The sequence below is a fragment of the Tateyamaria sp. syn59 genome, from assembly GCF_007995245.1.
Classification (GTDB): Bacteria; Pseudomonadota; Alphaproteobacteria; order Rhodobacterales; family Rhodobacteraceae; genus Tateyamaria.
Genome location: NZ_VCBA01000004.1, coordinates 378238 through 398949 on the forward strand (window position 1 = coordinate 378238; position 20712 = coordinate 398949).

A 20712-nucleotide genomic window follows, 5' to 3' on the forward strand; every position below is an offset into this window, starting at 1 on the left:
CCCTAGTCGGCGGCTTGGTAGACCCAGGCGCCGTCCTCGCGTTTGTGGCGGGTGGCCCGCCCCTCTTGGTAAAGGTGCGACAGATGCGCGACGGCTTCAACCAGGGCGAGGCCGTATTCGCCGTCGCCAATACTGCGCTTGAAGAGCGGGGCAAAGCATTCGGACGCAGCCTTGGGCGTGTCGATATACTCCGTCAACCGCTTGAGCGCGCCGTGGTGATTGTCGATCAGTTGCCGCATCCGCGTGGGCAGGCCGGTGAAGGGCAGTTTATGACCACCGAGGACGAGGTGGTCGTCCTGCGCCAGCAGCCGCAGCCGTTCGCAGGCCTCCAGCCAGTCAGAGATGGGATCAGCCATGGGTTCGGTGGCATAGACGCCGATATTGGGGCTGATAGAGGGCAGGATCTGGTCGCCCGACAGGACGATATTATCGTCCCGGCTCCAGAATGTGGCGTGTTCGGGGGCGTGGCCGTTGCCGATATGGATATCCCAGGTGCGCCCACCCATCCGGATCGTGTCGCCCTGTTTGATCCGCGTGTAGCCAAGCGGCATGGGGGCGACGATGTCGCCGAAGTTGAAGGGGCGCTCTTTGGCCCTTTGGGCCAACATCGTGGGGTCCATGCCTGCGCTGCGGTAGAAATTGAGCGACTCTTCGGTAGGGGTGTCCTGTACATCCAGCGTCAGCATTCGGGCGAAGAGCCACGCGGTGCGCGTGGTGATGAGCTCGGCCCCGAAGTCGGATTGCAGCCAGCCCGCGAGCCCCACGTGATCGGGGTGATGGTGTGTGACGATGACCCGTGTGATCGGCTTGCCGCCGAGCGGGCCGTCCATCAGCGCGTGCCAGATACCTATGGTTTTCTTTGACGCAAAGCCCGTGTCGATCACCGTCCAGCCGTCGGCATCGTCCAGCGCGTAGACGTTTACGTGGTCCAGCTTCATCGGCAGGGGAAGCCGCATCCACAGGATGCCGGGGGCCACTTCGATGGCTTGCCCGTGCTGCGGTGGCTCCACCCACGGGTATCGAAGTCCAGTGGGCGGGAGGTCTTTCATCAGGCGGCGAACTCTTCTGGCGTCAGGGCATAGACGTCGTAGTCGCCCGCCTGCGCCTGCGCAAGCAGGCTGTCATGTTCGGGCAGGAGCCGCTGGATGTAGAAGCGCGCCACCTTTTCATGTGCGCCGCCCTGGTCGTTGAGGGCGGAGGCGAGGTGGATGTGCCCGCCCAGCACCCGCGCGAACGCCCGCAGGTAGGGCACGGCACCGGCAAAGCGGACGCGATGGTTCTGCGCGATCATCCATTCAGTGGTTTCGCGCAGGCTCTCGCTGGCCTGCCAGACGGCTTCGGCCATCTTGGGGAAGGTCGCGCGGGCCGCTTCGGCGGCGGCTTCGATCTCGTCAAAAATGCGGGCGGCGGCTTCGCCTCCGTCCATCATCTTGCGCGCGACGAGGTCCATGGCCTGGATACCATTGGTGCCTTCGTAGATGGTGGTTACGCGGACATCGCGGGCGTATTGGGCTGCCCCCGTTTCCTCGACAAAGCCCATGCCGCCGTGGACCTGGATACCCATGCCCGCCACTTCGTTTCCGATGTCGGTGCCGAAGGCTTTGGCGATGGGCGTCAGCAGGGCGGCGCGCGCCTTCCACGTGTCCTCATCCGTTGCCGTCGTCATGTCGATGGCCACCGCGCACATCAACGCGATACCGCGGGCGGCATAGGTTTCTGCCCGCATGGTCATCAGCATCCGCCGCACGTCGGCGTGGTCGATGATGGTGCCGGTCTCGCCCTCAGTCTTGCCCTGCTTGCGATCAAGCGCGTAACCCAGAGCGTGCTGGTAGGCGCCTTCGGCGGCCCCAACGCCCTGCCCGCCCACACCAAGGCGGGCGTTGTTCATCATGGTGAACATGGCCGCCATACCGCCGCCTTCGGGGCCGACCATCCAGCCCTTGGCACCGTCATATTGCATCACGCAGGTGGGCGAGCCGTGCAGGCCCATCTTGTGTTCGAGGCTGACGACCTTGAGGCTGTTCGCCACGCCGGCATTGCCATTCTCATCGGGAATGTTGCGGGGCACGAGGAAAAGGGAAATCCCCTTGGTGCCCGCAGGTGCGCCCGGCAGGCGGGCCAGCACCAGATGGCAGACATTGTCGGTGAAGTCATTATCGCCCCAAGAGATATAGATCTTCTGGCCAGTGATCGCGTATGTGCCGTCGCCATTGTCCTCGGCCTTGGAACTGAGCGCACCCACATCCGATCCGGCCTGCGGTTCGGTCAGGTTCATGGTACCGGTCCATTCGCCCGAGATCAGCTTGGGCAGGTAAAGTTCCTTGATCGCATCGCTGGCGTGATGTTCCAGCGCCTCGATCTGGCCTTGGGTCATCAGGGGGGCCAACTGCAGCGACAGGCAGGCCGCCGACATCATCTCGTTCACGGCGGTGGTCACGGTCATAGGCAGGCCCATGCCACCGTATTCCGGGTCCGCCGCGATGCCGACCCAGCCGCCTTCGGCGATGGCCTTGTAACCCTCCGCATAGCCAGGCGAAGTCCGTACGACACCGTTTTCAAGGCGCGCGGGGTGCAGGTCACCGGGGCGTTGCAGGGGGGCGATGATATCTTCGCAAAGTTTGCCCGCCTCGGTCAGAATGGCGGTCGTCACATCCGATGTCGCATCCGCGAACCGGTCGGTTGCCACGACTTGATCAAGCCCCACCACATGGTCAAACAGAAAGGAGTAGTCATCGACGGGGGCGCGATACGGCATGGGTTAGCTCCTGGTATCAAAGTCTTGGCAAGCGGCTTAAGGGCGCTTAAAGGGGCGTGTTTGAAATTATAAATGCGGCTGGTTTGGTCATATCGCAACTCAAACGCCGCGTCACGCGACGACAGGTCAACGCTGATGCCCAAGATTGAAACAGCCCTCCTCGCGCCCGATGCTGCCGGTATCGCCGAAGCCGAACGGCTGCTGGGCGCGGGTGGTCTGGTGTCGTTCCCGACGGAGACGGTCTATGGACTGGGGGGCGATGCCCGAAACGGCACCGCAGTCGCGCACATCTTCGAGGCCAAGGGGCGGCCCAGCTTCAACCCGTTGATCGTACATGTACCAGACTTCGACGCGGCCCTGCGCTATGCGGACCTATCCGGCCCGCTCGAAACCCTTGCCCACCGGTTCTGGCCAGGGCCGCTGACGCTGGTCGCACCTCTGAAGCAGGGCCACGGGCTGTCGCCGCTGGTGACGGCGGGCCTTGAGACGCTGGCCATCCGCGTGCCATCACACCCGGTTGCCCAAGACGTGTTGCGCGCATTTGGCGGCCCGGTGGCGGCCCCGTCTGCCAATCCGTCCGGGCGGATCAGCCCCACGACGGCAGCGCATGTCATGGCCGGGTTAGACGGCAGGGTCGACGCGGTTCTGGACGCAGGCGCCTGCACGGTCGGACTGGAATCGACCATCGTCGGGAGCGATCCGCTGGCTTTGCTGCGCCCCGGCGGATTGGCCCGCGAGGACATTGAGGCCATCGCAGGCCCGCTCGCGGATGCGGGGGATTCGATCACCGCACCCGGACAGATGCTGTCGCATTACGCCCCGGACGCTGTCGTACGGCTGAATGCCAACTGCGCCAACGCGGGTGAGGTGCTGCTGGGGTTCGGGCCGATGCAGTCTGATCTGAACCTGTCGGTCGCGGGCGATCTGGTCGAGGCGGCGGCGAACCTCTTTGGGCACCTGCACAAGCTGGATGCCATGGGCCAACCCATTGCGGTGGCTCCGATCCCGAATTGCGGTTTGGGCCAGGCGATCAACGACAGGCTGCGACGTGCAGCGGCCCCGCGCGGCTAGGCACGCCCGGCCTCGCCCGACAGGCCCAGCGGATCAATGCCAAGCGCGTTCAACGCCTTGATCCATTTCGACGTATCACCCGTGCCAAACACCAGCTGGGGCGTCGCACCCACGGTGAGCCAGCCATTGCGCGCGATCTCGCCCTCCAACTGGCCGGGCCCCCACCCGGCATAGCCCAGCATCACCAACGCGCGTTCAGGCCCTTCACCTGTGGCGATATCCTCAAGCACATCCTGTGTGGCCGTCATGCCGAACGCGCCCACCTCAAGCGTTTGCAGCCGCGAAGTGTAGTCCGCCCCATGCAACACAAAACCCCGCTGCGTTTCGACCGGGCCGCCAAAATGCACAGGATGCTTGCGCGCCGGGCCATTGCCGGTGATCTCAAGCTGGTCGAGCAACTCGCCTAGTGTCATGTCGGCGGCGGGCTTGTTCACGATCAGCCCCATCGCCCCGTCTTCGCCGTGGGCGCACATAAACACCACCGAACGGTCAAAGCGCGGGTCGCCCATGCCTGGCATAGCAACCAGCAGCTGCCCGGTCAGATCAAGGGTCGTGGCGCCCAATATCGTCTGTTCCTGTGTCATCTCAACGTAACATGGCGTGGTGGCCGGATCAGAGCAACCTGCGGATGTGCCGCAGGCAAGCCATCGCGCACCGTTTCGTTACAGCGAGTTGACCGGGACGTGACTTGGATTCGCGCCCCTGACTCGGCATGTAGAGGGAATGAAAAAACACCTTCTGTCCCTTGCCGCGGCCCTTTCGGCCGTCACCACCGTACCCAGCAATGCGCAGGGGCGGTTTGATCACGTCGTGCACACTGAGGTGCTGCAGGGCTGGGACCTGCCCAACGGGCAACGGCTGGCTGCGGTGCGTCTGGTGCTGGCGCCGGGGTGGAAGACCTATTGGCGCGCGCCGGGCGACGCAGGTATTCCGCCGCATTTCGACTGGTCCCGCGCCCGCAATATCGGTGCCGTCAGCCTGTCCTGGCCCACGCCGGAGGTGCATGTGCAGAACGGCATGCGGTCGATCGGGTACACCGAACAGGTGGTGATCCCCATGCACATCACGCCCGCGCGCCCCGACAAGCCCATGCGCCTGCGCACGACCCTGTCGATGGGCGTCTGTTCGGATGTCTGTATCCCCCACAGCGTCAAGATCGACGAGATGCTGGACAGCCCCGACCTTACACCAACACCCGCCATCGTGGCGGCCCTGGCCGACATGCCATACTCCGCGTCGGAGGCAGAGGTGCGGTCATCCGTCTGCCGCCTGCGCCCGACTGAAAATGGCATGCAGATCGAAGCGCATGTGGCCCTGCCCCACACCGGCGGCACAGAGGTGGCTGTGATCGAACCCGGCGTGCCCGGCGTCTGGGTCAGCGAGGCGCGCACCTCGCGTGCGGGCGACACAGTGGTGGCAGTCAGTGACATGATGCACGCCGATGGCGGCGCCTTTGCCGTGGATCGGTCCGATGTGCGGATCACCATTTTGGGCGCCGACTACGCAGTCGATGTACAAGGCTGCAGCGCCGGTTAAGCAGCCGTTCTCCAGCGCGTGATCTGGAACACCAGCGCCGCGATCACATATGCCACAAAACCCAGCAACAGCACACCGCCCGCAAACAGCAGCAGTGCCCCGCTGAGCGCCGCTTGCTCGCCAAGCGCGGGCAAGGCCTGAGCGAATGCAGGCAGAAGCGCGCCGTTGATCAGCGTGTAGCCCATCGTCGCCCCGAACCATGCCAGCACCACCGCCCACAGCGCCAAGAACCCCCAGCGCACAGCGACGGCAGGGGCGGACAGCCCGCGCCGCATCGCCTTGATCTGGCGCGAGATGTCGTGCTGCACCGCCACCAATGCGGGCACCACAAGCAGCACCAACACCATGCCAAAGCCAAGCCCGTAGACCAGCGTGATGATCGTGGGCTTTAGGAATTGCGCCTGCTGCGATGTCTCATAAAGCAGCGGGGTCATACCAAGAACGGTGGTAAGCGTCGTCAGCATCACAGGCCTGAGCCGGTCCGCTGCCCCGTCGATGATCGACGGGAAGAGACCCCGATCCTTGGCATAATCGTCGATCGTTGTGACCAGAACGATGCTGTCGTTGATGATGATGCCGGTCATGCCCAAGAGGCCCACGACGGTGAACATGCTCAGCGGCACATCCCACAGGTGGTGGCCATAGATCGTACCGACGAGGCCGAAGGGAATAATCGCCATGACCACGATGGGTCGGGTCCAACTGGCAAAGACCCAGGCCAGCACGAGGTAGATGCCTGTGAGGCAAAGGATCAGCCCGGTCAGGCTGTCGGACAGGAACTCATCCTCCTGCTCGCTAAGCCCCGCCTTGCGGAACTCCACCTGCCGCTCGGCGGCGATGGTGGGCAGGATTTCCTCCTCCAGCGCCCGGTTGATCTCGGTCGCTCGGACGGGGTCATCCTCGGAAATGTCGCCGGTCACGGAAATCAGGCGGATTCCATTCTCGCGTCGCACGGTCGAAAAGCCGGTGCGGCGCTCGACGCTCACGATATCGGCAAGGGGCACATAACCCCCGTCCGGCGTGCGCATCTGCGTGCGGTCGAGGAAATCGGCGGTCAGCTCGCCCTCGGGCAGCTCCACCCGGATTTCGGCGCTGCGCGGGCCATCGGGGAAGGTCGCGGCCTCGATCCCGTTCAGCCGATCCCGCAGCACGCGGCCCAGCATGTCGATGGTAAAGCCAAGCGCCTGACCTTGCGACGTCAGATCGAGGATCAGCTCTTCCTTGTCGTAGGCCAGATTGTCCTCGACCGCGCTCACCTCGGGATATTGCAAGAGCGCGCGCTTGAGGTCTTCGGAGGCCGCCTTCAACGTGTCGGTGTCCGCGCCAAAGAACTGCACGTCCAGCGCGTCACCGCCCGGCCCCGACCGCCAGCCGCGGAAACTGACTGTTTCGACCAGCGGATGTCGGACGACAGTGTCCTGCAATTCCGCCACAAAGGCGAAGGACGAATAGGGGCGCAGATCCGCGTCGATCAGTTCGATCGAGATACCGCCCAGCAGGTCGGAATCCTTCGCCTCGACCCCGCTCAGGCCGCGGCCTGCATTGCCGCCGATCTCGGCGATGACATAGTCGATGGGATTGCGGCCATAGCGCTCTTCATACTGTGCGCCCAGCGCTTCGGTCGCGCGCTGCATCTCGCGCATCATGGCCAGTGTGTCAGCGCGGCTTGCCCCTTCCAGCATCGCGAAATTGCCGGTCACAGACCCGCGCTCCGGCGCGTTGAAAAACCGCCACTGCACGTCACGTTCGATAAACAGCGCCAGCTGGCTGGCCAGCACGACGCAAACCCCCGCCAGCACGACATAGCGGGCGGCAATGACGCCTGCCATCATCGGGCGGAACAACGTCTCGCGCATCCACTCGAACCCCGCATTGACGATGACAGACGGGGTGTCGAGCCCCTTGGTGCCCATCGCCGCCACCCAACGCGCCTTCACCGTGCGCGGGGCCAACAGGAACACAGCTGCCATGATCGTTGGACCGGCGAGCATGTAAGGCCACGCATCGGAAAAGCCGCCAATCGTCTCTGACCATATGACGTAACCCGCCGCACCGGTGACAACAGCCGACAGCGCAGCAACACTAAAGAGAGCAACCGCGAGCTTGGCCCGGCTGAAACGCGGCCTGTCCGAGGCCGCCAGCGCATGCCCCATGTGGTGCGGCAGGATCAGGAAACACTCGACGAGCGACGCCACCAGAACCGCAATCACGGTGAATGGAATGTCACGGATCAGATCGCCGAAGCGGCCCCCGACAGCGATCAGGCCGAAGAAGGCGATGACCGTGGTCAGCGTCGCGGCAAAGACAGGCATGGACATGCGCCGCGCCGCATTCTCGGCGGCAACCAGGGGCGGCTCGCCCCAGGCGCGGTGGCGGTGATCGGCATGTTCGCCCACGACAATGGCGTCGTCTACCACGATGCCAAGGGTGATGATCAGACCAAAAAGCGACACCATGTTGATGGTCAGTCCGCCCAGGTACATCAGTGCAATCGCCGCCAGCAGCGCCACTGGGATCCCCGCAGCCACCCAGAACGCGGTGCGCGCGTTCAAAAACAGAAAGAGCAACGTGATGACCAGACCCAGCCCGACAAAGGCGTTGTCGATCAGGATGTTCAAACGGGCCGAAATTGCCTCGGCCCGCGTGCGGATCAGCTCGACCGTGACCGATGGCGGCAAGGTTGCGCGTAACTCGGCCGCCACGTCGGTCACGGTTGCCTGCATGGCGATGGCGTCGCCGTTGTTTGACCGATCGACGCGCACTGACACGGCCGGGTCGTCGCCCACGAAATAGCTGCGGTTGCGGGCCGTTCCCAATTGCCGGACGGTCGCCACATCACGGACAAGCAGTTTCGAGCCATCCGGGTTTGACCGCAGAACAATGCCTGCGATCTCCTCGGGCGTGCGTTTCTGGGTGCCGGTGCGCACGCGCGCGTTGGCACCGGTCACGTCACCGGCGGGGTCGGTGTCCACCTCGGCTGCGATTGCGGCGGCGATTTCGGACATCGTGACTTCGTTTGCGATCAGCGACAGCGAGGGCACCTCGATCAGCACCTGCGGCGCGGCCACTCCGCGAATGGTTGTGCGGGTGACGCCTGCGGCAAATAGGCGGACCACAAACTCGTCAGCAAACAGGCCCAGTTGTTCGGGGCCGACGGGCCCGGTGATGACCACATCCGTCACCCGGTCGCGCCAGGCCCCGCGTCGCACGGTGGGTTCATCTGCATCCTCGGGCAAGGTCGTGACCGCATCGACCGCCGTTTGCACGTCATCGGCGGCGCGGCCCATGTCCCAACCCGGCTCGAACTCCAGCGTGATCTGTGCCGAGCCTTCGGTCGACCGGGACTCGGTGCTTTCCACGCCTTCGACAGCCAGCAGCCCCGGCTCCAGCACCTGAACGATACCTGCGTCCACGTCTTCGGCCCCTGCCCCGTCCCAGGTGACGTTCACGCGCACATTGTCGACAATCACATCGGGAAAGAATTGCGCGCGCATGTTGGGCACAGCGGCCACACCAGCCACAAGCATGACCAGCAAAAGAAGGTTCGCAACGGTCCGGTGGCGGACAAAATAGCTGAGGATGCCCCCCGCCGCCTTTGGGATCTGCCGCGCCACCTAGCCCCCCATCCGGCTTTCCAGCCGGGCCACCATCTGCGCTGGCACATGCGTTTCGGCAAGGCTGGCCAGCACCCGTTCCTTGGCGTCCGCAGGCATGCGATCGCTCGCTTCGACGAAGGCGACCAGGCGGGCGCGCCGTTCATCGGTCAATTCGACCATTTCGGGCTCAAGCGGTGCTTCGGACGCCTCCTCGGCCCGTGGCTGAAGGGGCCGCACCGATATGCCTGCCCCCAACAGGGGCGAGCGCGCCTCGACCACGTCGCGGCCGACAAGGCCATCGCCACGCACGAGCACGTCGTCGCCCTGGCGGCGCAGGACGGCGACGTCGAGTTTCTCAAGCCGGTTGTCCTCGCTCAGGACCAGAACCGTGTTGGACACATCGACAGCCGTCGCGGGCAAGCGCACAACATCATCGAGCGGGGGTTCAGACACGGCCACAGTCACAAAATCCCCCGGCTTGAAGCCGAGACCAGTGTCGAGGCGTGCAAAGACCAAGCGCCCGGTCTGCATCTCGCCGCCGCCTGCGCTGGCGCGGCTGACGGTGCCCGTGGCGGCAAGGTCAATCCCCACGACATCCAGCGTTGCGGTGACCCGGGCCGCCATGACGCCGCCATCTTCGTTCAGCAGCCGCGAAAACTGGGCCGTCGATACGCGAAACCGTACTTCGAGCGCGCCGGGGTCGATCAGCGTTGCCAGTTGTTCATTTGCAGAGACGAGGCGCCCGGCCACCACGCTGGTCGCGTTAAGCGTGCCGTCGAAGGGGGCGGTGACTGTGGTGTCGTCCAGGGTGCGCTGCGCTTCGTCCAATGCGATGCGGGCGCGGGCCAGTTGAGTCTTGGCCTGATCAATCCGCGCCTCGGCACTGGTCACGACCTGACGGCGCGCCAGCACCGCCTGCCGGGCCGATGCCGCGGCCAGTTCCGCGCCCTCCACGGCGGCGGCGGTGCCCACGCCACGCGCTTGCAGGTCCTGTTGGCGCTGAAACGCGCGCTCTTGCAGGTCGGCCTGCACCTGTGCGGCCTGTTGCTCGTCCTGTGCCAGGATCAGGGCACGGTCGGCATCGCGCACTTCGGATTCGGCATCCAGCAGATCGGCCTCTGCGCGGGCTAGGGCCGCCTCGGCATTGGCCGGATCAATCCGCACCAGCACCTGACCGGCGGTGACATCGCCACCGTCTTCGAACCCGTCCGCAAGTTCGATCACCCGGCCCGCAACGGCCGCGCGCAGCTCAAGTGTCCGACGGCTCGCAATCTCGCCAAAGGCTTCCAGCACGGGGGTTTCCGTTCCCGCTGCGGCACGGACAACAGCCACCGCAAAAACGCGCTCGCGCGCAGGCGGCGTCCGCGGCTCTTCGGACAGGCGTGACTGAACGGCACTGCCCACGATCGACCCCGCATAGGCCAAAAGCCCCAGACTGAGCGCGGCCAACACCAGGCCGATCAGGCTTTGCCTCAAAAATCTCATTCTTTGTACGCCCTTAGTCGCCTCTACGGCACCGTATCATAATTTAGGCGCGCCCGGTGAATGTCCAAGCAACAAAGCTGTTACGCAAGCCCGCGCTATTTCCGTCGCTGATGTTCGTCAAGACGCGGTAAAATTTCGACGAAATTGCAGGGGCGGTGACGATAATCGAGCTGCCGGCCGAGGATTTCGTCCCACGCATCCTTGCAGGCCCCCGGACTGCCGGGCAGGGCAAAGAGGTACGTGCCGTTGCGCACGCCCCCCGTCGCCCGGCTTTGCACTGCGCTGGTCCCGATCTTTTGCATCGACACCATGGTAAAGACCGTGCCAAAGGCGTCGATCTCCTTTTCATAGACATCCCGGTGCGCCTCGACCGTGACATCGCGGCCCGTCAGGCCCGTGCCACCGGTGGACAGAACCACGTCAATCTCCGGATCATCGCACCAGGCCCGTAACTGCGCGGCAATCTGCGCCCGCTCGTCCGGCAATACCTTGCGATCCGCCAGCACGTGCCCAGCATCCGTCAACCTGCCTACCAGCACGTCACCCGACCGGTCCTCGTCCAATGATCGCGTGTCACTGACCGTCAGAACGGCAATCCGGATGGCAATAAACTCAAGGCTGTCGTCAATCCGGCTCATGGGCGCGCTCCGGCAAAGGCGACGCGCGCGGCAAGGGCGCCAAAGACCCCCGCCGTCGCCCAGCGCAGCACACGTTCAATGACCGGGTTCCGGGCCAGCGCGCGGCCGAGACCACCGGCGGTCATGCCCACGCCCGACTTCACGATGAAGCCCAACACCGCAATGGTGCCGCCATATACTAGGAATTGCGGCAGGATCGGCTGGGCCGGGTCCACGAATTGCGGAATGAAGGCGAGGATAAACAGGATCACCGACGGGTTCGACACGTTCACGATCAATCCATCACGAAAGGCGCGCGACGGGCGCACGAGCCGTGTGTTCTCACCGACAAGCGGCGACATCAGCGTCTTGATCGCCAGATAGAGCAGATAGGCGACGCCAACCCAGCGCACCACGCCAAAGACCCAAGGGGCCGCAGACACCAGCGCGCCCAGGCCCAACCCGGCCAGCCCAGCATTGATAACAGCCCCGCTCGCAATCCCGGCAGAGGCGGCGACTGCAGGCCCCTTCCCGCCCCGCAAGCCTTGGGCCATGGCAAACAGCATGTCGGGGCCCGGCGTCAGGACCAGGGCAAACGCGGCGGGCAAAAAGGTAAGATAGACAATCGGATCAATCATGCCCCGCCCCTCAAATGCGCCTGCAGGCTCAGCAAATCTGCCCAAGCCTCGCGCTTCGCCGCCGGATTGCGCAGCAGGTACGCCGGGTGGAACATCGGCAGCGCAGGCTTGCCGCGCGCCTCGGTCCAGTTGCCGCGCAGCCGTGTGATGCCACGCTTGCCCAGCAGCGCCTGACAGGAATGGTTGCCGACGACCACCAGCACATCCGGTTTGGCAAGTTCGATATGGCGATGCAGGAAAGGCTGCATCATGGCGACCTCATCCGGCTTGGGATCGCGGTTCTGCGGCGGACGCCAGGGCAGCACGTTGGTGATGTAGACGCTTTCGTCACGGCTCATGTTGATGGCGGCCAGCATCTTGTCCAAAAGCTGCCCGGCGCGTCCAACAAAGGGCTTGCCCTGCATGTCCTCATCCCGACCGGGGGCCTCCCCCACGATCATCACGCGGGCACCGGGCACGCCATCTGAGAACACCAGATTGCGCGCGCCCTTCTTCAACTCGCAATGGTCGTAAGCGGCCAAAGCGGCCCGCAGCCCCTCCAGATCCTGCGCAGCACCCGCCGCCGCCTGCGCGACAGTCACCGGATCAACACCGACCTGCATGACAGGCGCGGCGGCAGGCTGCGACGCAGGTTTCGGCTTCTGTACGGATGCAGGCACCTCATAGCGGTTCACCGGCGCATCCGCGATGCACTCATCCGCGCCCAGCTCGATCTGCCAGGCCAAGGCCGCAAGGGCGCTGTGATACTCCGCCGATTCCATAGGCCCACACTATGCCGCAAACGGGGGAACAGGAATGCCCCTTCATTGTTCTTCAAATATGCAAATCCGACGGCTTGCCGCCTAGCCTGCACGCCGCATATAAGCGCCCAAACGCGGCGCCGAACACCGCACGGAGAGTCCATGACATTCACCCACCGCCACTTGCTGGGCATCGAACACCTCCGCCCCGAAGAGATCGTGACACTTCTGGACCTTGCCGAAGAGTATGTCGCCCTCAACCGCGCCCCCGACAAGCACAAGGATGCGCTGGCGGGGCTGACTCAGATCAACATGTTCTTTGAAAACTCCACCCGCACGCAGGCCAGTTTCGAACTGGCGGGCAAACGGCTGGGCGCGGACGTGATGAACATGGCCATGCAGGCCTCGTCAATCTCCAAGGGCGAGACGTTGATCGACACCGCCATGACGCTCAACGCGATGCACCCCGACCTGCTGGTGGTGCGGCACCCGCATTCCGGGGCAGTGGACCTGCTGGCACAAAAGGTGAATTGCGCCGTCCTGAACGCAGGCGACGGACGGCACGAACACCCCACGCAGGCTCTTCTCGATGCGCTGACCATCCGACGGGCCAAGGGGCGGCTGCACCGGCTGTCCATCGCGATCTGCGGTGACATCGCCCACAGCCGCGTAGCCCGGTCGAACATCATCCTGCTGGGCAAGATGGAAAACCGCATTCGGCTGATCGGACCGCCGACGCTGATGCCGTCGGGCATCTCGGAATTTGGCGTGGAAATCTATGACGACATGGCCGAAGGGCTGAAAGACGTCGATGTGGTGATGATGCTCCGCTTGCAGAAAGAGCGCATGGACGGCGGGTTTATCCCCAGCGAACGCGAGTATTACCACCGTTTTGGCTTGGACGCGGACAAGTTATCCCATGCCAAGCCCGACGCCATCGTCATGCACCCCGGCCCGATGAACCGCGGCGTCGAAATCGACGGAACGTTGGCCGACGACATCAACCGCTCGGTCATTCAGGAACAGGTTGAGATGGGTGTTGCTGTGCGCATGGCTGCAATGGACTTGCTGGCGCGCAATCTGGCCGCCGTGCGGGGGGCCGCATGACGGACACCCTGACCGTTCCCGCACACGAACGCGGCGTGATCCGTGTCTTTGCCTTGTCCATGACGGACAAGGAAGCGCAGGCACTCAAGGACGATCCCGCTGCTCTAAACGACGCGCTCGGCACGGATGTGAACACGGATCAGGTCGAGGTCTTTCCCGTCTCCGACCTCGAAGGCATCGGACTGGTGGGCTACCTTGCTGAAGGCAACGCGGTGCCGATGGAACAACTCGCCCCCGACCGGACCAAGCTGGAAAAACTGGGCGGTTGGGTGCTGATCGTGTTCTCGCTGGCCTTCGAGGATCGCGCCGTTACACTGCGCCCCGCCTCTTCGCTGACGCTCATCGGCACGTATGGAGAGTTGCGCACAGATTGGAGTGCGGCGGAAAAGATCGAGGCCGACAGCGCCAAGCCCTACTCCGCTCCGCCCGAGACGGTGAAGAAAAAGCCATCCGACGCCGCCATGTCGGGCCGCATCGCGATGGTGGCCCTGATTGTGCTGGGCTTGTTGACATACCTCATGATCTGGATCGGCGGATGACGGATATCCTCTTTGAACATGCCAAGCTGCTGGACCCCGAGGGATCGGTCACAACCGGAGCCTTGGGGGTAACAGATGGCCGGATCAGCGCTGTGATCACGGATGACAGCCCGCGCCCCGAGGCCACAGAGGTCATCGACTGCAACCGCAAACACCTCGCCCCCGGCATCGTGGACATCGGAGTCAAGGTCTGTGAACCCGGTGAACGGCACAAGGAGAGCTTTGGGTCTGCCGGTCTGGCCGCAGCGGCAGGTGGGGTCACGACAATGGTCACCCGCCCCGACACCGATCCCGCCATCGACAACCCCGAGACGCTGGAATTCGTGATCCGCCGCGCGCGGGAGGCGGCCCCGGTGAACGTCCTGCCCATGGCCGCGCTGACCAAGGGGCGGCAGGGGCGCGAGATGACCGAGATCGGGTTTCTGCTGGACGCAGGCGCCGTGGCCTTCACCGATTGCGACCGGGTGGTGACGGACAGCAAGGTCTTTGCCCGAGCGCTATCCTATGCCCGCTCACTTGGGGCGCTGGTGTTGGGGCATCCGCAGGATCCGGGGCTGAGCGCGGGTGCAGCGGCGACCTCGGGTAAGTTCGCCTCGCTGCGTGGCCTTCCTGCCGTATCGCCAATGGCGGAACGCATGGGACTTGATCGTGACATCGCAATGGTCGAGATGACAGGCGCGCGCTACCACGCCGACCAGATCACCGCTGCCCGTGCCCTGCCGCCGCTGGAACGGGCCAAGGCCAACGGGTTCGACATTACTGCAGGCACCTCGATCCACCATCTGACACTAAATGCGCTGGATGTCGCGGACTACCGGACCTTTTTCAAGATCAAGCCGCCGCTGCGGGACGAAGAGGATCGGATCGCCATAGCCGAGGCGGTCCAATCGGGTCTCATCGACATCATCAGCTCCATGCACACCCCGCAGGATGAGGAAAGCAAGCGCTTGCCGTTTGAGGCCGCGGCATCGGGCGCCGTGGCTCTCGAAACACTTCTGCCTGCTGCCATGCGCCTCTTCCACGCCAACCTGATCGACCTGCCGACGCTATGGCGGGCGATGTCGTTGAACCCGGCCAAGAGGCTGGGTCTGGACTGTGGACGCATGTGCGTCGGCGCACCTGCTGATCTGGTGTTGTTCGACCCGCACACCCCCTTTGTGATGGACCGTGCCACACTCCACTCGAAATCGCGCAACACCCCGTTTGACGGGGCGCGGATGCAGGGTAAGGTTTTGCAAACCTTTGTCGCTGGACGCTCCGTTTACAAGAAAGACTAAATGCCCCTGATCGAAAGCACACCTGCCACGCTGGCCCTCTGGGCGGTGATCGGCTACCTGCTGGGCTCCATACCGTTCGGTATGGTATTGGCCCGCATGATGAACCTTGGCAACCTTCGTGAGATTGGATCAGGCAATATCGGCGCCACGAACGTGCTGCGCACCGGCAACAAGACCGCCGCCGCACTGACCCTGCTGCTGGATGCGGGCAAGGGTGCTGCGGCCCTGCTGCTCGCCCGCGCGACCACCGGGCACGAAGATGCGGCGCAGATCGCGGGGCTCGCTGCGATGCTGGGCCACTGCTATCCTGTCTGGCTGGGTTTCAAGGGCGGTAAGGGTGTGGCGACATTCCTGGGCCTGCTCTTTGCGCTGCATTGGCCGGTGGGGATTGGCGCATGCATCGCCTGGCTGGTGGGTGCGGGCCTGTCGCGCATCTCGTCCATGGGGGCGATCGTCGCCGCAGCGGCGTCTACCTTTCTCATCATGGGGCTTGGCGCGTCCAGGGCATTGATTTTGGGCGTTATTCTGACGCTTCTGGTGTTCTGGCGCCACCGCGAGAACATGCGTCGGATCAAGGCCGGGACGGAGCCAAAGATCGGGCAGAAATCGGCGTGAGCGACCGGACTGCGGTGCGCAATGTGTGCATGCCCTACGAGGTATGACAACTTTTGAGGCGGCTTTGAACGCGCTACCAGAAGGTACGTTTCACGGTAGGGCGCACGGGACGCAATATGTCGTGACCAAGACTCTGTTTGCCGATGGACGATCCGTAAAGCTAGTGGCCGAGGAGCTGGGCGGTTCGGATTACATCAGCTTGAACTGCTACGTGCTGGCATCGGGCGGCTTGTTGAGGCCTTGCGAGATGTCTGAAGCGAAGGTGCGCGCGTTCGTGGAGGGCTTGGTCGTGGATTTGACCGGGGACGCAAGCGATCAGTGATCTGAGGTTGCTGCGCAACTGCGCCTGACACTGGCACAGCAACCATTTGCGAATGCGGAGCACTTACCGCCGCGTTGCAGCCTACATCACCAAATCGGTCATTCGCGGTTTTTGGTTTCGCCCGCACGAAAACCACATTTTCGCTGCTGCATGGCCGTAGCATCGGGACGCACACGTCGGTCGCTGCGAAATGGACGTCTGCTTTGGGTTTCTCGCATAGTGAAAGTCACGCATCGTCCGCAAGTCTTGGGCAGCGCACAATGGGTTCGAAACCGTGCCCGCGATCAACCAAAAAAGCACGCTGCATGGCAGCTATCGCCCTTTCTCAGCTCGGGTACAGTCCGGCGGATTTTCCGCGCAAGGCGATCAAGGCAAGGACCGTGTCGATGGTTGGTGTTGGCGTATCGGTCACGCGCCCGAGTTCTTTCACAGCCCCCACAAGCGCGTCGATTTCCATTGGGCGGCCCTGATCAAGGTCTTGCAGCATGGATGTGCGGTGGGCGCCGACATCTGCTCCGCCCTGGATGCGGCGATCAACGTCGATGGGGAATTTAACACCAAGTTTTTCAGCAATGGTTTGGGCCTCCAGCATCATGTTGCGCGCGACCTCTCGCGTGCCGGAATCGGTACACAGGACATCTAGCGTCGCATGTGTCAGCGCCGATATGGGGTTGAAGGACAGGTTCCCCCAAAGTTTGACCCAAATCTCATCTCGGATCTTTGGACGTACAGGCGCCTTCAGACCCGCTGCGGCCAGCGCCTTGGAAAGCGCCAACGCGCGTTCGGACTTCGAGCCATCGGGTTCGCCCAGGGAAAACCGGTTGCCCTCGATATGCTTCACAACGCCCGGCTCGATGACTTCGGCAGCGGGATAAACGACACAGCCCAACACGCGGTCGGGACCAAAGCCGTCCCATTGTGCATTGCCGGGGTCAACAGTTTCCAGACGAGTGCCGTCGAGCGGCCCGCCGAGGTTGTGGAAGTACCACCACGGAACCCCATTGACGCCTGAAACGATGGTGGTGTGATCGCCGATGAGCGGTTGCATATGCGGGACCACACCGGGGACCGAATGGGCCTTGAGCGTGACAATCACATAGTCCTGCGGGCCAAGGTCTGCGGCGTTGTCCGAAGCCGTGACTCGGACCGTGGTCTCACCCGTCTCCTCAATCAGACGCAGGCCGTTTTCGCGCATGGCGGCAAGATGCGGACCGCGGGCCACAAGGCTGACATCCGCCCCGGCCTGGGCGAGTTTCGCGCCCATGTAGCCGCCGATTGCACCGGCACCAAAAATACAAATCTTCATATTGCGCCCCTCAGCCCAAACCCAGTTTCTCGGCCAGGCCGATGCGTTGCAACTTGCCGGTCGCACCTTTCGGAATTTCGTCGAGGATAAGAACTTTGCGTGGCACCTTGAACGCGGCCAGACGCGCGCTGGCAAAGTCGCGAATATCGCGGTCGGTGGCGCTTTGGCCCTCCTTCAGAACCACGGCTGCGGCCACGTCTTCTCCCAGCTTTGGGTGGGGCACGGCGAAGGTGACGCATTGGCCGATGGCCGGGTGTTCCGAGAGAATGCCGTCCACCTCAAGCGGGCTGATCTTTTCCCCACCTCGGTTGATGATCTCTTTCAAGCGACCGGTCAGGGACAAAAAACCGTCTTCGTCGAACACACCCTGATCGCCGGTACGAAACCAGCGCTTGCCGTCGGCCTCAAAAAAGTTCTTCTCGTTGGCTTCGGGATTGCCCTCATAGCCTGGGGTGACATTGGGTCCCGAGATGGAAACCTCACCGACGCCCTCAATCAGGCGGTTTTCAATTTCATGGGCGATACGTACTTCCGGTCCCGCGGCAAGACCGACGGCACCGGGTTTCTGTCGGCCCGGCTCGATCGGGTTGCTGCACATCTGGTGAGCGGCTTCCGTCATGCCGTAGGCTTCCACAACAGGCGCGCCGAATGTGTCTGCCAATTGGGTCATGACCGGACCGGGCAAGGACGATGACGACGACCGCAACAGGCGCAGGCGTGCCTTTTCGATGATCTCGGCGTTGCGCGGCGCGCGGGCCAGAATAGCCTGATGCATGGTCGGAACGGCGGTGTACCAGCTGGGGTTCACCTGCTCGAGCCAACCGTAAAACTTGAGGGCGTCAAAGCCCGGCGCGCAGCTGATCGACGCGCCCGCTGCAAGCGACGCGCTAACAGCGGCAATCAGACCGTGGATGTGGAACAAGGGCATCACGTTCAGGCAGCAATCCTCTGGCGTAAGCGCCAAGGACGCACGGATGTTTTCTGCCGATGCCGCCACGTTGGATTGCAGCAGCGGCACGATTTTGGGCCGAGAGGTGGTGCCAGAGGTGTGCAGGATCAGGGCGACGTCATCCGCCGTGGGCACGGCCTCCGGCGCGCTGCCTTGCACATCGGTGGACAGGGTGAAGTTGCCTGCCGGTTCCGTTGCCATCAGCTCGATCACGGTCAGGTCAAACCGACTTGCGGCGGCGCGGGCTGGTCCATCGTAGCCTGCCTCCACAATGATTGCGCGCGCCTTGAGGTCTTCGAGATAAAAGGCGAATTCGTCCTCTTTGTAGGCCGGGTTCAGCGGAGCGGTGGTGGCCGATTGCGCCACCGTGACAAAAGCCGCCGCCATCTCAGGCCCATTGGGCAGGACGATTGCAACCCGGTCCTGAGCACCGACACCTGCAGCCCGCAAGGCTGTTCGCACCTCTTGCGTCAGCGCGTTGAGGTCTGCGTATGTCATCCAGTCCCGGCCGGGGGCGCCAATGGCATTGGCGGTGCCGGGGTGGCGCTGGATCAGGTCTTCAAGTGTTTGCATTCTGTGTCTTTCTGTATCGCGTAGAGTTGCGCCTGGCGCGTTTACTGGTGCGGTTCAAGCACGCTGATCAGCCGTTGACCACCTGCCGTTTGCGGCGCACCAGCTTTACGGCGGGCCACAAGATCAAAATGAGTGCGATCACCGTGATAGGGGCAGCAATCGGCCGGGTGAAGAAGATCATCGGATCGCCCGATGACAAGAGCAAGGACTGACGCAGGGTCGGTTCGGCAATTGGGCCGAGCACGATGGCAAGAACGGCAGGGGCCAGCGGGTAGTCAAACTTGCGCATGAAGAAGGCGCTTATCCCAAAAATCACGATCAGCCAAATGTCATGCATACTGCGCGTGGCCGCGAAGCCGCCGATGATCGAGAGCACGAAGATCAAGGGGGCGAGAATGGTGAACGGCATCCGCAACATCCAAACGAACAGCGGTATGAACGCGAGGTTGATCAAGACCGCCACCAGGTTCGAGATGTAGAAAGATCCGATCAGGCCCCAGACGAATTCGCTCTCGTCAACGAACAGGCGCGGGCCCGGTGTGAGACCCCACATGACCATCCCGCCTAGCAGAATCGCGGTGGTCGGTGAGCCCGGAATGCCGAGGGTCAGCATTGGCAGCATTGAACCCGTTGAGGCCGAGTTGTTCGCAGCCTCGGGCGCGGCCACACCATCGGGGGAGCCTGTGCCGTATTCTTCGGGCTTGCGAGAGGTCATTTTGGCCACGCCATAGGCCATCAACGATCCCGGTGTCGCGCCAGCGGCCGGCAGAACCCCCACGAAAAAGCCGAGGACCGACCCGATCCATGTGCCTTTCCACCCCCGGCGCACAGACTCTTTGGTGTCCGAGAGCAGACCTTTGGCGGTCATCTTGGGGTTTGTGGTGGTCACGTCACCGCGCGTTTGCTCGATGGTCCAAAGCATCTCACCAATGCCGTAGACGCCGATCGCAAGCACGATGAACCCAATCCCGCGCAGGAAGCCCTGAATATCGAACAGAACGAGGCGCGGCTCGCCTGAGATGGTGTCAAAGCCCACCGTCGCGAGGACAAGACCGAAGCAGATCGAGAAGATCGTCTTGGGGATGTCATCCCCACCAAGGCCGACGAAGGTCGCGAAGGCGAGCAGCATCAGGGCAAAGATTTCTGGCGGTCCGAAAGACAGCGCCACGTCTGCGAGAAGCGGGGCAAACAGGCTGAAAAACACCGTGGCGACCGTGCCGCCCACGAAAGACGCCAATGCCGCCGTCACAAGGGCGAGGCTCGCACGCCCTTGAAGCGCCAGGGGGCGTCCGTCGAAGGTTGTCGCCACAGCGGTAGAGGCGCCCGGAATGCCAAGTGTGACAGACGAGATCGCCCCGCCGTACATCGCGCCATAGTAGATCGCCGCAAGAAAGATGATGGCAGATGCGGGTGGCACGAGAAATGTCACTGGCAGAAGGATCGCAACGCCGTTGACGGACCCCAAGCCCGGCATCGCGCCGATAAACAGTCCCACAGCCACGCCCACGACGATCAACATCAGGTTGATCGGTTGAACCGCCGTCGCGACGCCATCGACAATGAGTGAAAAGACTTCCATGGAGATC

The 20712-nt window shown here is 63.4% G+C and carries 18 protein-coding genes; 7 read left to right on the plus strand and 11 right to left on the minus strand.

Going from position 1 to position 20712, the window contains the following annotated elements; all coding sequences use genetic code 11:
• Positions 1 to 2: 2 nt before the first annotated feature.
• Positions 3 to 1049 carry an MBL fold metallo-hydrolase gene (locus tag FD715_RS10450; RefSeq protein ID WP_147109197.1) on the minus strand — a complete coding sequence of 349 codons (1047 nt, stop codon included), beginning with the start codon at positions 1047 to 1049 and terminating at the stop codon, positions 3 to 5.
• Positions 1049 to 2755 (minus strand): acyl-CoA dehydrogenase, encoded by a 1707-nt coding sequence (locus FD715_RS10455; protein ID WP_147109200.1) that lies wholly within the window; start codon positions 2753 to 2755, stop codon positions 1049 to 1051. The genes FD715_RS10450 and FD715_RS10455 overlap by 1 nt, the downstream gene beginning before the upstream one ends.
• A gap of 135 nt (positions 2756 to 2890) precedes the next feature.
• Here FD715_RS10455 and FD715_RS10460 point away from each other — a divergent pair, with 135 nt between their 5' ends.
• The gene (locus tag FD715_RS10460; protein ID WP_147109202.1) at positions 2891 to 3826 is read left to right on the plus strand and encodes an L-threonylcarbamoyladenylate synthase; all 936 of its coding nucleotides are present in this window, start codon (positions 2891 to 2893) and stop codon (positions 3824 to 3826) included.
• On the opposite strand, the gene FD715_RS10465 is transcribed toward FD715_RS10460, so the two are convergent.
• Positions 3823 to 4410 carry a YqgE/AlgH family protein gene (locus FD715_RS10465; RefSeq protein ID WP_147109205.1) on the minus strand — a complete coding sequence of 196 codons (588 nt, stop codon included), beginning with the start codon at positions 4408 to 4410 and terminating at the stop codon, positions 3823 to 3825. The two genes, FD715_RS10460 and FD715_RS10465, sit on opposite strands and share 4 nt — an antisense overlap.
• Before the next feature lie 139 nt (positions 4411 to 4549).
• On the opposite strand from FD715_RS10465, the gene FD715_RS10470 reads away from it, so the two are divergent.
• On the plus strand, positions 4550 to 5362 hold the full coding sequence (locus FD715_RS10470; protein WP_147109208.1) for a protein-disulfide reductase DsbD domain-containing protein: 813 nt from the start codon (positions 4550 to 4552) through the stop codon (positions 5360 to 5362).
• Here the strand turns inward: FD715_RS10470 and FD715_RS10475 are convergent.
• The 5 genes from FD715_RS10475 to FD715_RS10495 all read right to left on the minus strand — a co-directional run bounded on the left by FD715_RS10475 (position 5359) and on the right by FD715_RS10495 (position 12459).
• A complete protein-coding gene (locus FD715_RS10475; protein ID WP_147109211.1) occupies positions 5359 to 8976 on the minus strand; it encodes an efflux RND transporter permease subunit in 3618 nt (1205 codons plus the stop codon). The genes FD715_RS10470 and FD715_RS10475 overlap by 4 nt on opposite strands.
• Positions 8977 to 10443, minus strand: coding sequence for an efflux RND transporter periplasmic adaptor subunit (locus FD715_RS10480; protein ID WP_147109214.1), 1467 nt, complete (start codon positions 10441 to 10443; stop codon positions 8977 to 8979).
• 95 nt (positions 10444 to 10538) lie between these two features.
• Positions 10539 to 11081, minus strand: a complete 543-nt coding sequence (gene moaB, locus FD715_RS10485; RefSeq protein WP_147109217.1) for a molybdenum cofactor biosynthesis protein B — start codon at positions 11079 to 11081, stop codon at positions 10539 to 10541.
• On the minus strand, positions 11078 to 11698 hold the full coding sequence (locus FD715_RS10490) for a LysE family translocator (RefSeq protein WP_147109220.1): 621 nt from the start codon (positions 11696 to 11698) through the stop codon (positions 11078 to 11080). The genes moaB and FD715_RS10490 overlap by 4 nt, the downstream gene beginning before the upstream one ends.
• Positions 11695 to 12459 carry a uracil-DNA glycosylase family protein gene (locus FD715_RS10495; protein WP_147109222.1) on the minus strand — a complete coding sequence of 255 codons (765 nt, stop codon included), beginning with the start codon at positions 12457 to 12459 and terminating at the stop codon, positions 11695 to 11697. Before FD715_RS10495 ends, FD715_RS10490 begins: the two co-directional genes overlap by 4 nt.
• A gap of 141 nt (positions 12460 to 12600) precedes the next feature.
• Between FD715_RS10495 and FD715_RS10500 the strand changes: the two genes are divergently transcribed.
• From FD715_RS10500 to FD715_RS10520, 5 genes are all read left to right on the plus strand, one after another.
• Entirely contained in the window at positions 12601 to 13545 is a 945-nt protein-coding gene (locus FD715_RS10500) for an aspartate carbamoyltransferase catalytic subunit (RefSeq protein ID WP_147109225.1), read from the plus strand.
• Positions 13542 to 14084 carry a hypothetical protein gene (locus FD715_RS10505; protein WP_147109228.1) on the plus strand — a complete coding sequence of 181 codons (543 nt, stop codon included), beginning with the start codon at positions 13542 to 13544 and terminating at the stop codon, positions 14082 to 14084. Before FD715_RS10500 ends, FD715_RS10505 begins: the two co-directional genes overlap by 4 nt.
• The gene (pyrC, locus tag FD715_RS10510; protein ID WP_147109231.1) at positions 14081 to 15361 is read left to right on the plus strand and encodes a dihydroorotase; all 1281 of its coding nucleotides are present in this window, start codon (positions 14081 to 14083) and stop codon (positions 15359 to 15361) included. Before FD715_RS10505 ends, pyrC begins: the two co-directional genes overlap by 4 nt.
• On the plus strand, positions 15362 to 15976 hold the full coding sequence (gene plsY, locus FD715_RS10515) for a glycerol-3-phosphate 1-O-acyltransferase PlsY (RefSeq protein ID WP_147109234.1): 615 nt from the start codon (positions 15362 to 15364) through the stop codon (positions 15974 to 15976). It abuts the gene before it with no gap.
• A 121-nt stretch (positions 15977 to 16097) separates the two neighbouring features.
• Positions 16098 to 16298, plus strand: a complete 201-nt coding sequence (locus FD715_RS10520) for a hypothetical protein (protein WP_370455379.1) — start codon at positions 16098 to 16100, stop codon at positions 16296 to 16298.
• 325 nt (positions 16299 to 16623) lie between these two features.
• Here FD715_RS10520 and FD715_RS10525 read toward each other — a convergent pair whose 3' ends face one another.
• The 3 genes from FD715_RS10525 to FD715_RS10535 form a co-directional block, all read right to left on the minus strand.
• On the minus strand, positions 16624 to 17604 hold the full coding sequence (locus FD715_RS10525; protein ID WP_147109239.1) for a 2-dehydropantoate 2-reductase: 981 nt from the start codon (positions 17602 to 17604) through the stop codon (positions 16624 to 16626).
• 10 nt (positions 17605 to 17614) lie between these two features.
• Complete coding sequence (locus tag FD715_RS10530) at positions 17615 to 19126, minus strand: acyl--CoA ligase (RefSeq protein ID WP_147109243.1); 1512 nt, start codon at positions 19124 to 19126, stop codon at positions 17615 to 17617.
• Between the two features lie 67 nt (positions 19127 to 19193).
• Positions 19194 to 20705, minus strand: coding sequence for a tripartite tricarboxylate transporter permease (locus tag FD715_RS10535; protein WP_147109245.1), 1512 nt, complete (start codon positions 20703 to 20705; stop codon positions 19194 to 19196).
• Positions 20706 to 20712 lie beyond the last annotated feature (7 nt).

What these genes read in the sequence shown, in the direction of transcription:
- FD715_RS10480 (WP_147109214.1), bottom strand. Translation starts at nt 10,443, where the DNA reads ATGAGATTTTTGAGGCAAAGCCTGATCGGCCTGGTGTTGGCCGCGCTC.
- FD715_RS10525 (WP_147109239.1), bottom strand. Translation starts at nt 17,604, where the DNA reads ATGAAGATTTGTATTTTTGGTGCCGGTGCAATCGGCGGCTACATGGGC.
- FD715_RS10490 (WP_147109220.1), bottom strand. Translation starts at nt 11,698, where the DNA reads ATGATTGATCCGATTGTCTATCTTACCTTTTTGCCCGCCGCGTTTGCC.
- FD715_RS10535 (WP_147109245.1), bottom strand. Translation starts at nt 20,705, where the DNA reads ATGGAAGTCTTTTCACTCATTGTCGATGGCGTCGCGACGGCGGTTCAA.
- FD715_RS10470 (WP_147109208.1), top strand. Translation starts at nt 4,550, where the DNA reads ATGAAAAAACACCTTCTGTCCCTTGCCGCGGCCCTTTCGGCCGTCACC.
- FD715_RS10530 (WP_147109243.1), bottom strand. Translation starts at nt 19,126, where the DNA reads ATGCAAACACTTGAAGACCTGATCCAGCGCCACCCCGGCACCGCCAAT.
- FD715_RS10465 (WP_147109205.1), bottom strand. Translation starts at nt 4,410, where the DNA reads ATGACACAGGAACAGACGATATTGGGCGCCACGACCCTTGATCTGACC.
- FD715_RS10460 (WP_147109202.1), top strand. Translation starts at nt 2,891, where the DNA reads ATGCCCAAGATTGAAACAGCCCTCCTCGCGCCCGATGCTGCCGGTATC.
- FD715_RS10450 (WP_147109197.1), bottom strand. Translation starts at nt 1,049, where the DNA reads ATGAAAGACCTCCCGCCCACTGGACTTCGATACCCGTGGGTGGAGCCA.
- FD715_RS10495 (WP_147109222.1), bottom strand. Translation starts at nt 12,459, where the DNA reads ATGGAATCGGCGGAGTATCACAGCGCCCTTGCGGCCTTGGCCTGGCAG.
- plsY (WP_147109234.1), top strand. Translation starts at nt 15,362, where the DNA reads ATGCCCCTGATCGAAAGCACACCTGCCACGCTGGCCCTCTGGGCGGTG.
- FD715_RS10505 (WP_147109228.1), top strand. Translation starts at nt 13,542, where the DNA reads ATGACGGACACCCTGACCGTTCCCGCACACGAACGCGGCGTGATCCGT.
- FD715_RS10455 (WP_147109200.1), bottom strand. Translation starts at nt 2,755, where the DNA reads ATGCCGTATCGCGCCCCCGTCGATGACTACTCCTTTCTGTTTGACCAT.
- moaB (WP_147109217.1), bottom strand. Translation starts at nt 11,081, where the DNA reads ATGAGCCGGATTGACGACAGCCTTGAGTTTATTGCCATCCGGATTGCC.
- pyrC (WP_147109231.1), top strand. Translation starts at nt 14,081, where the DNA reads ATGACGGATATCCTCTTTGAACATGCCAAGCTGCTGGACCCCGAGGGA.
- FD715_RS10500 (WP_147109225.1), top strand. Translation starts at nt 12,601, where the DNA reads ATGACATTCACCCACCGCCACTTGCTGGGCATCGAACACCTCCGCCCC.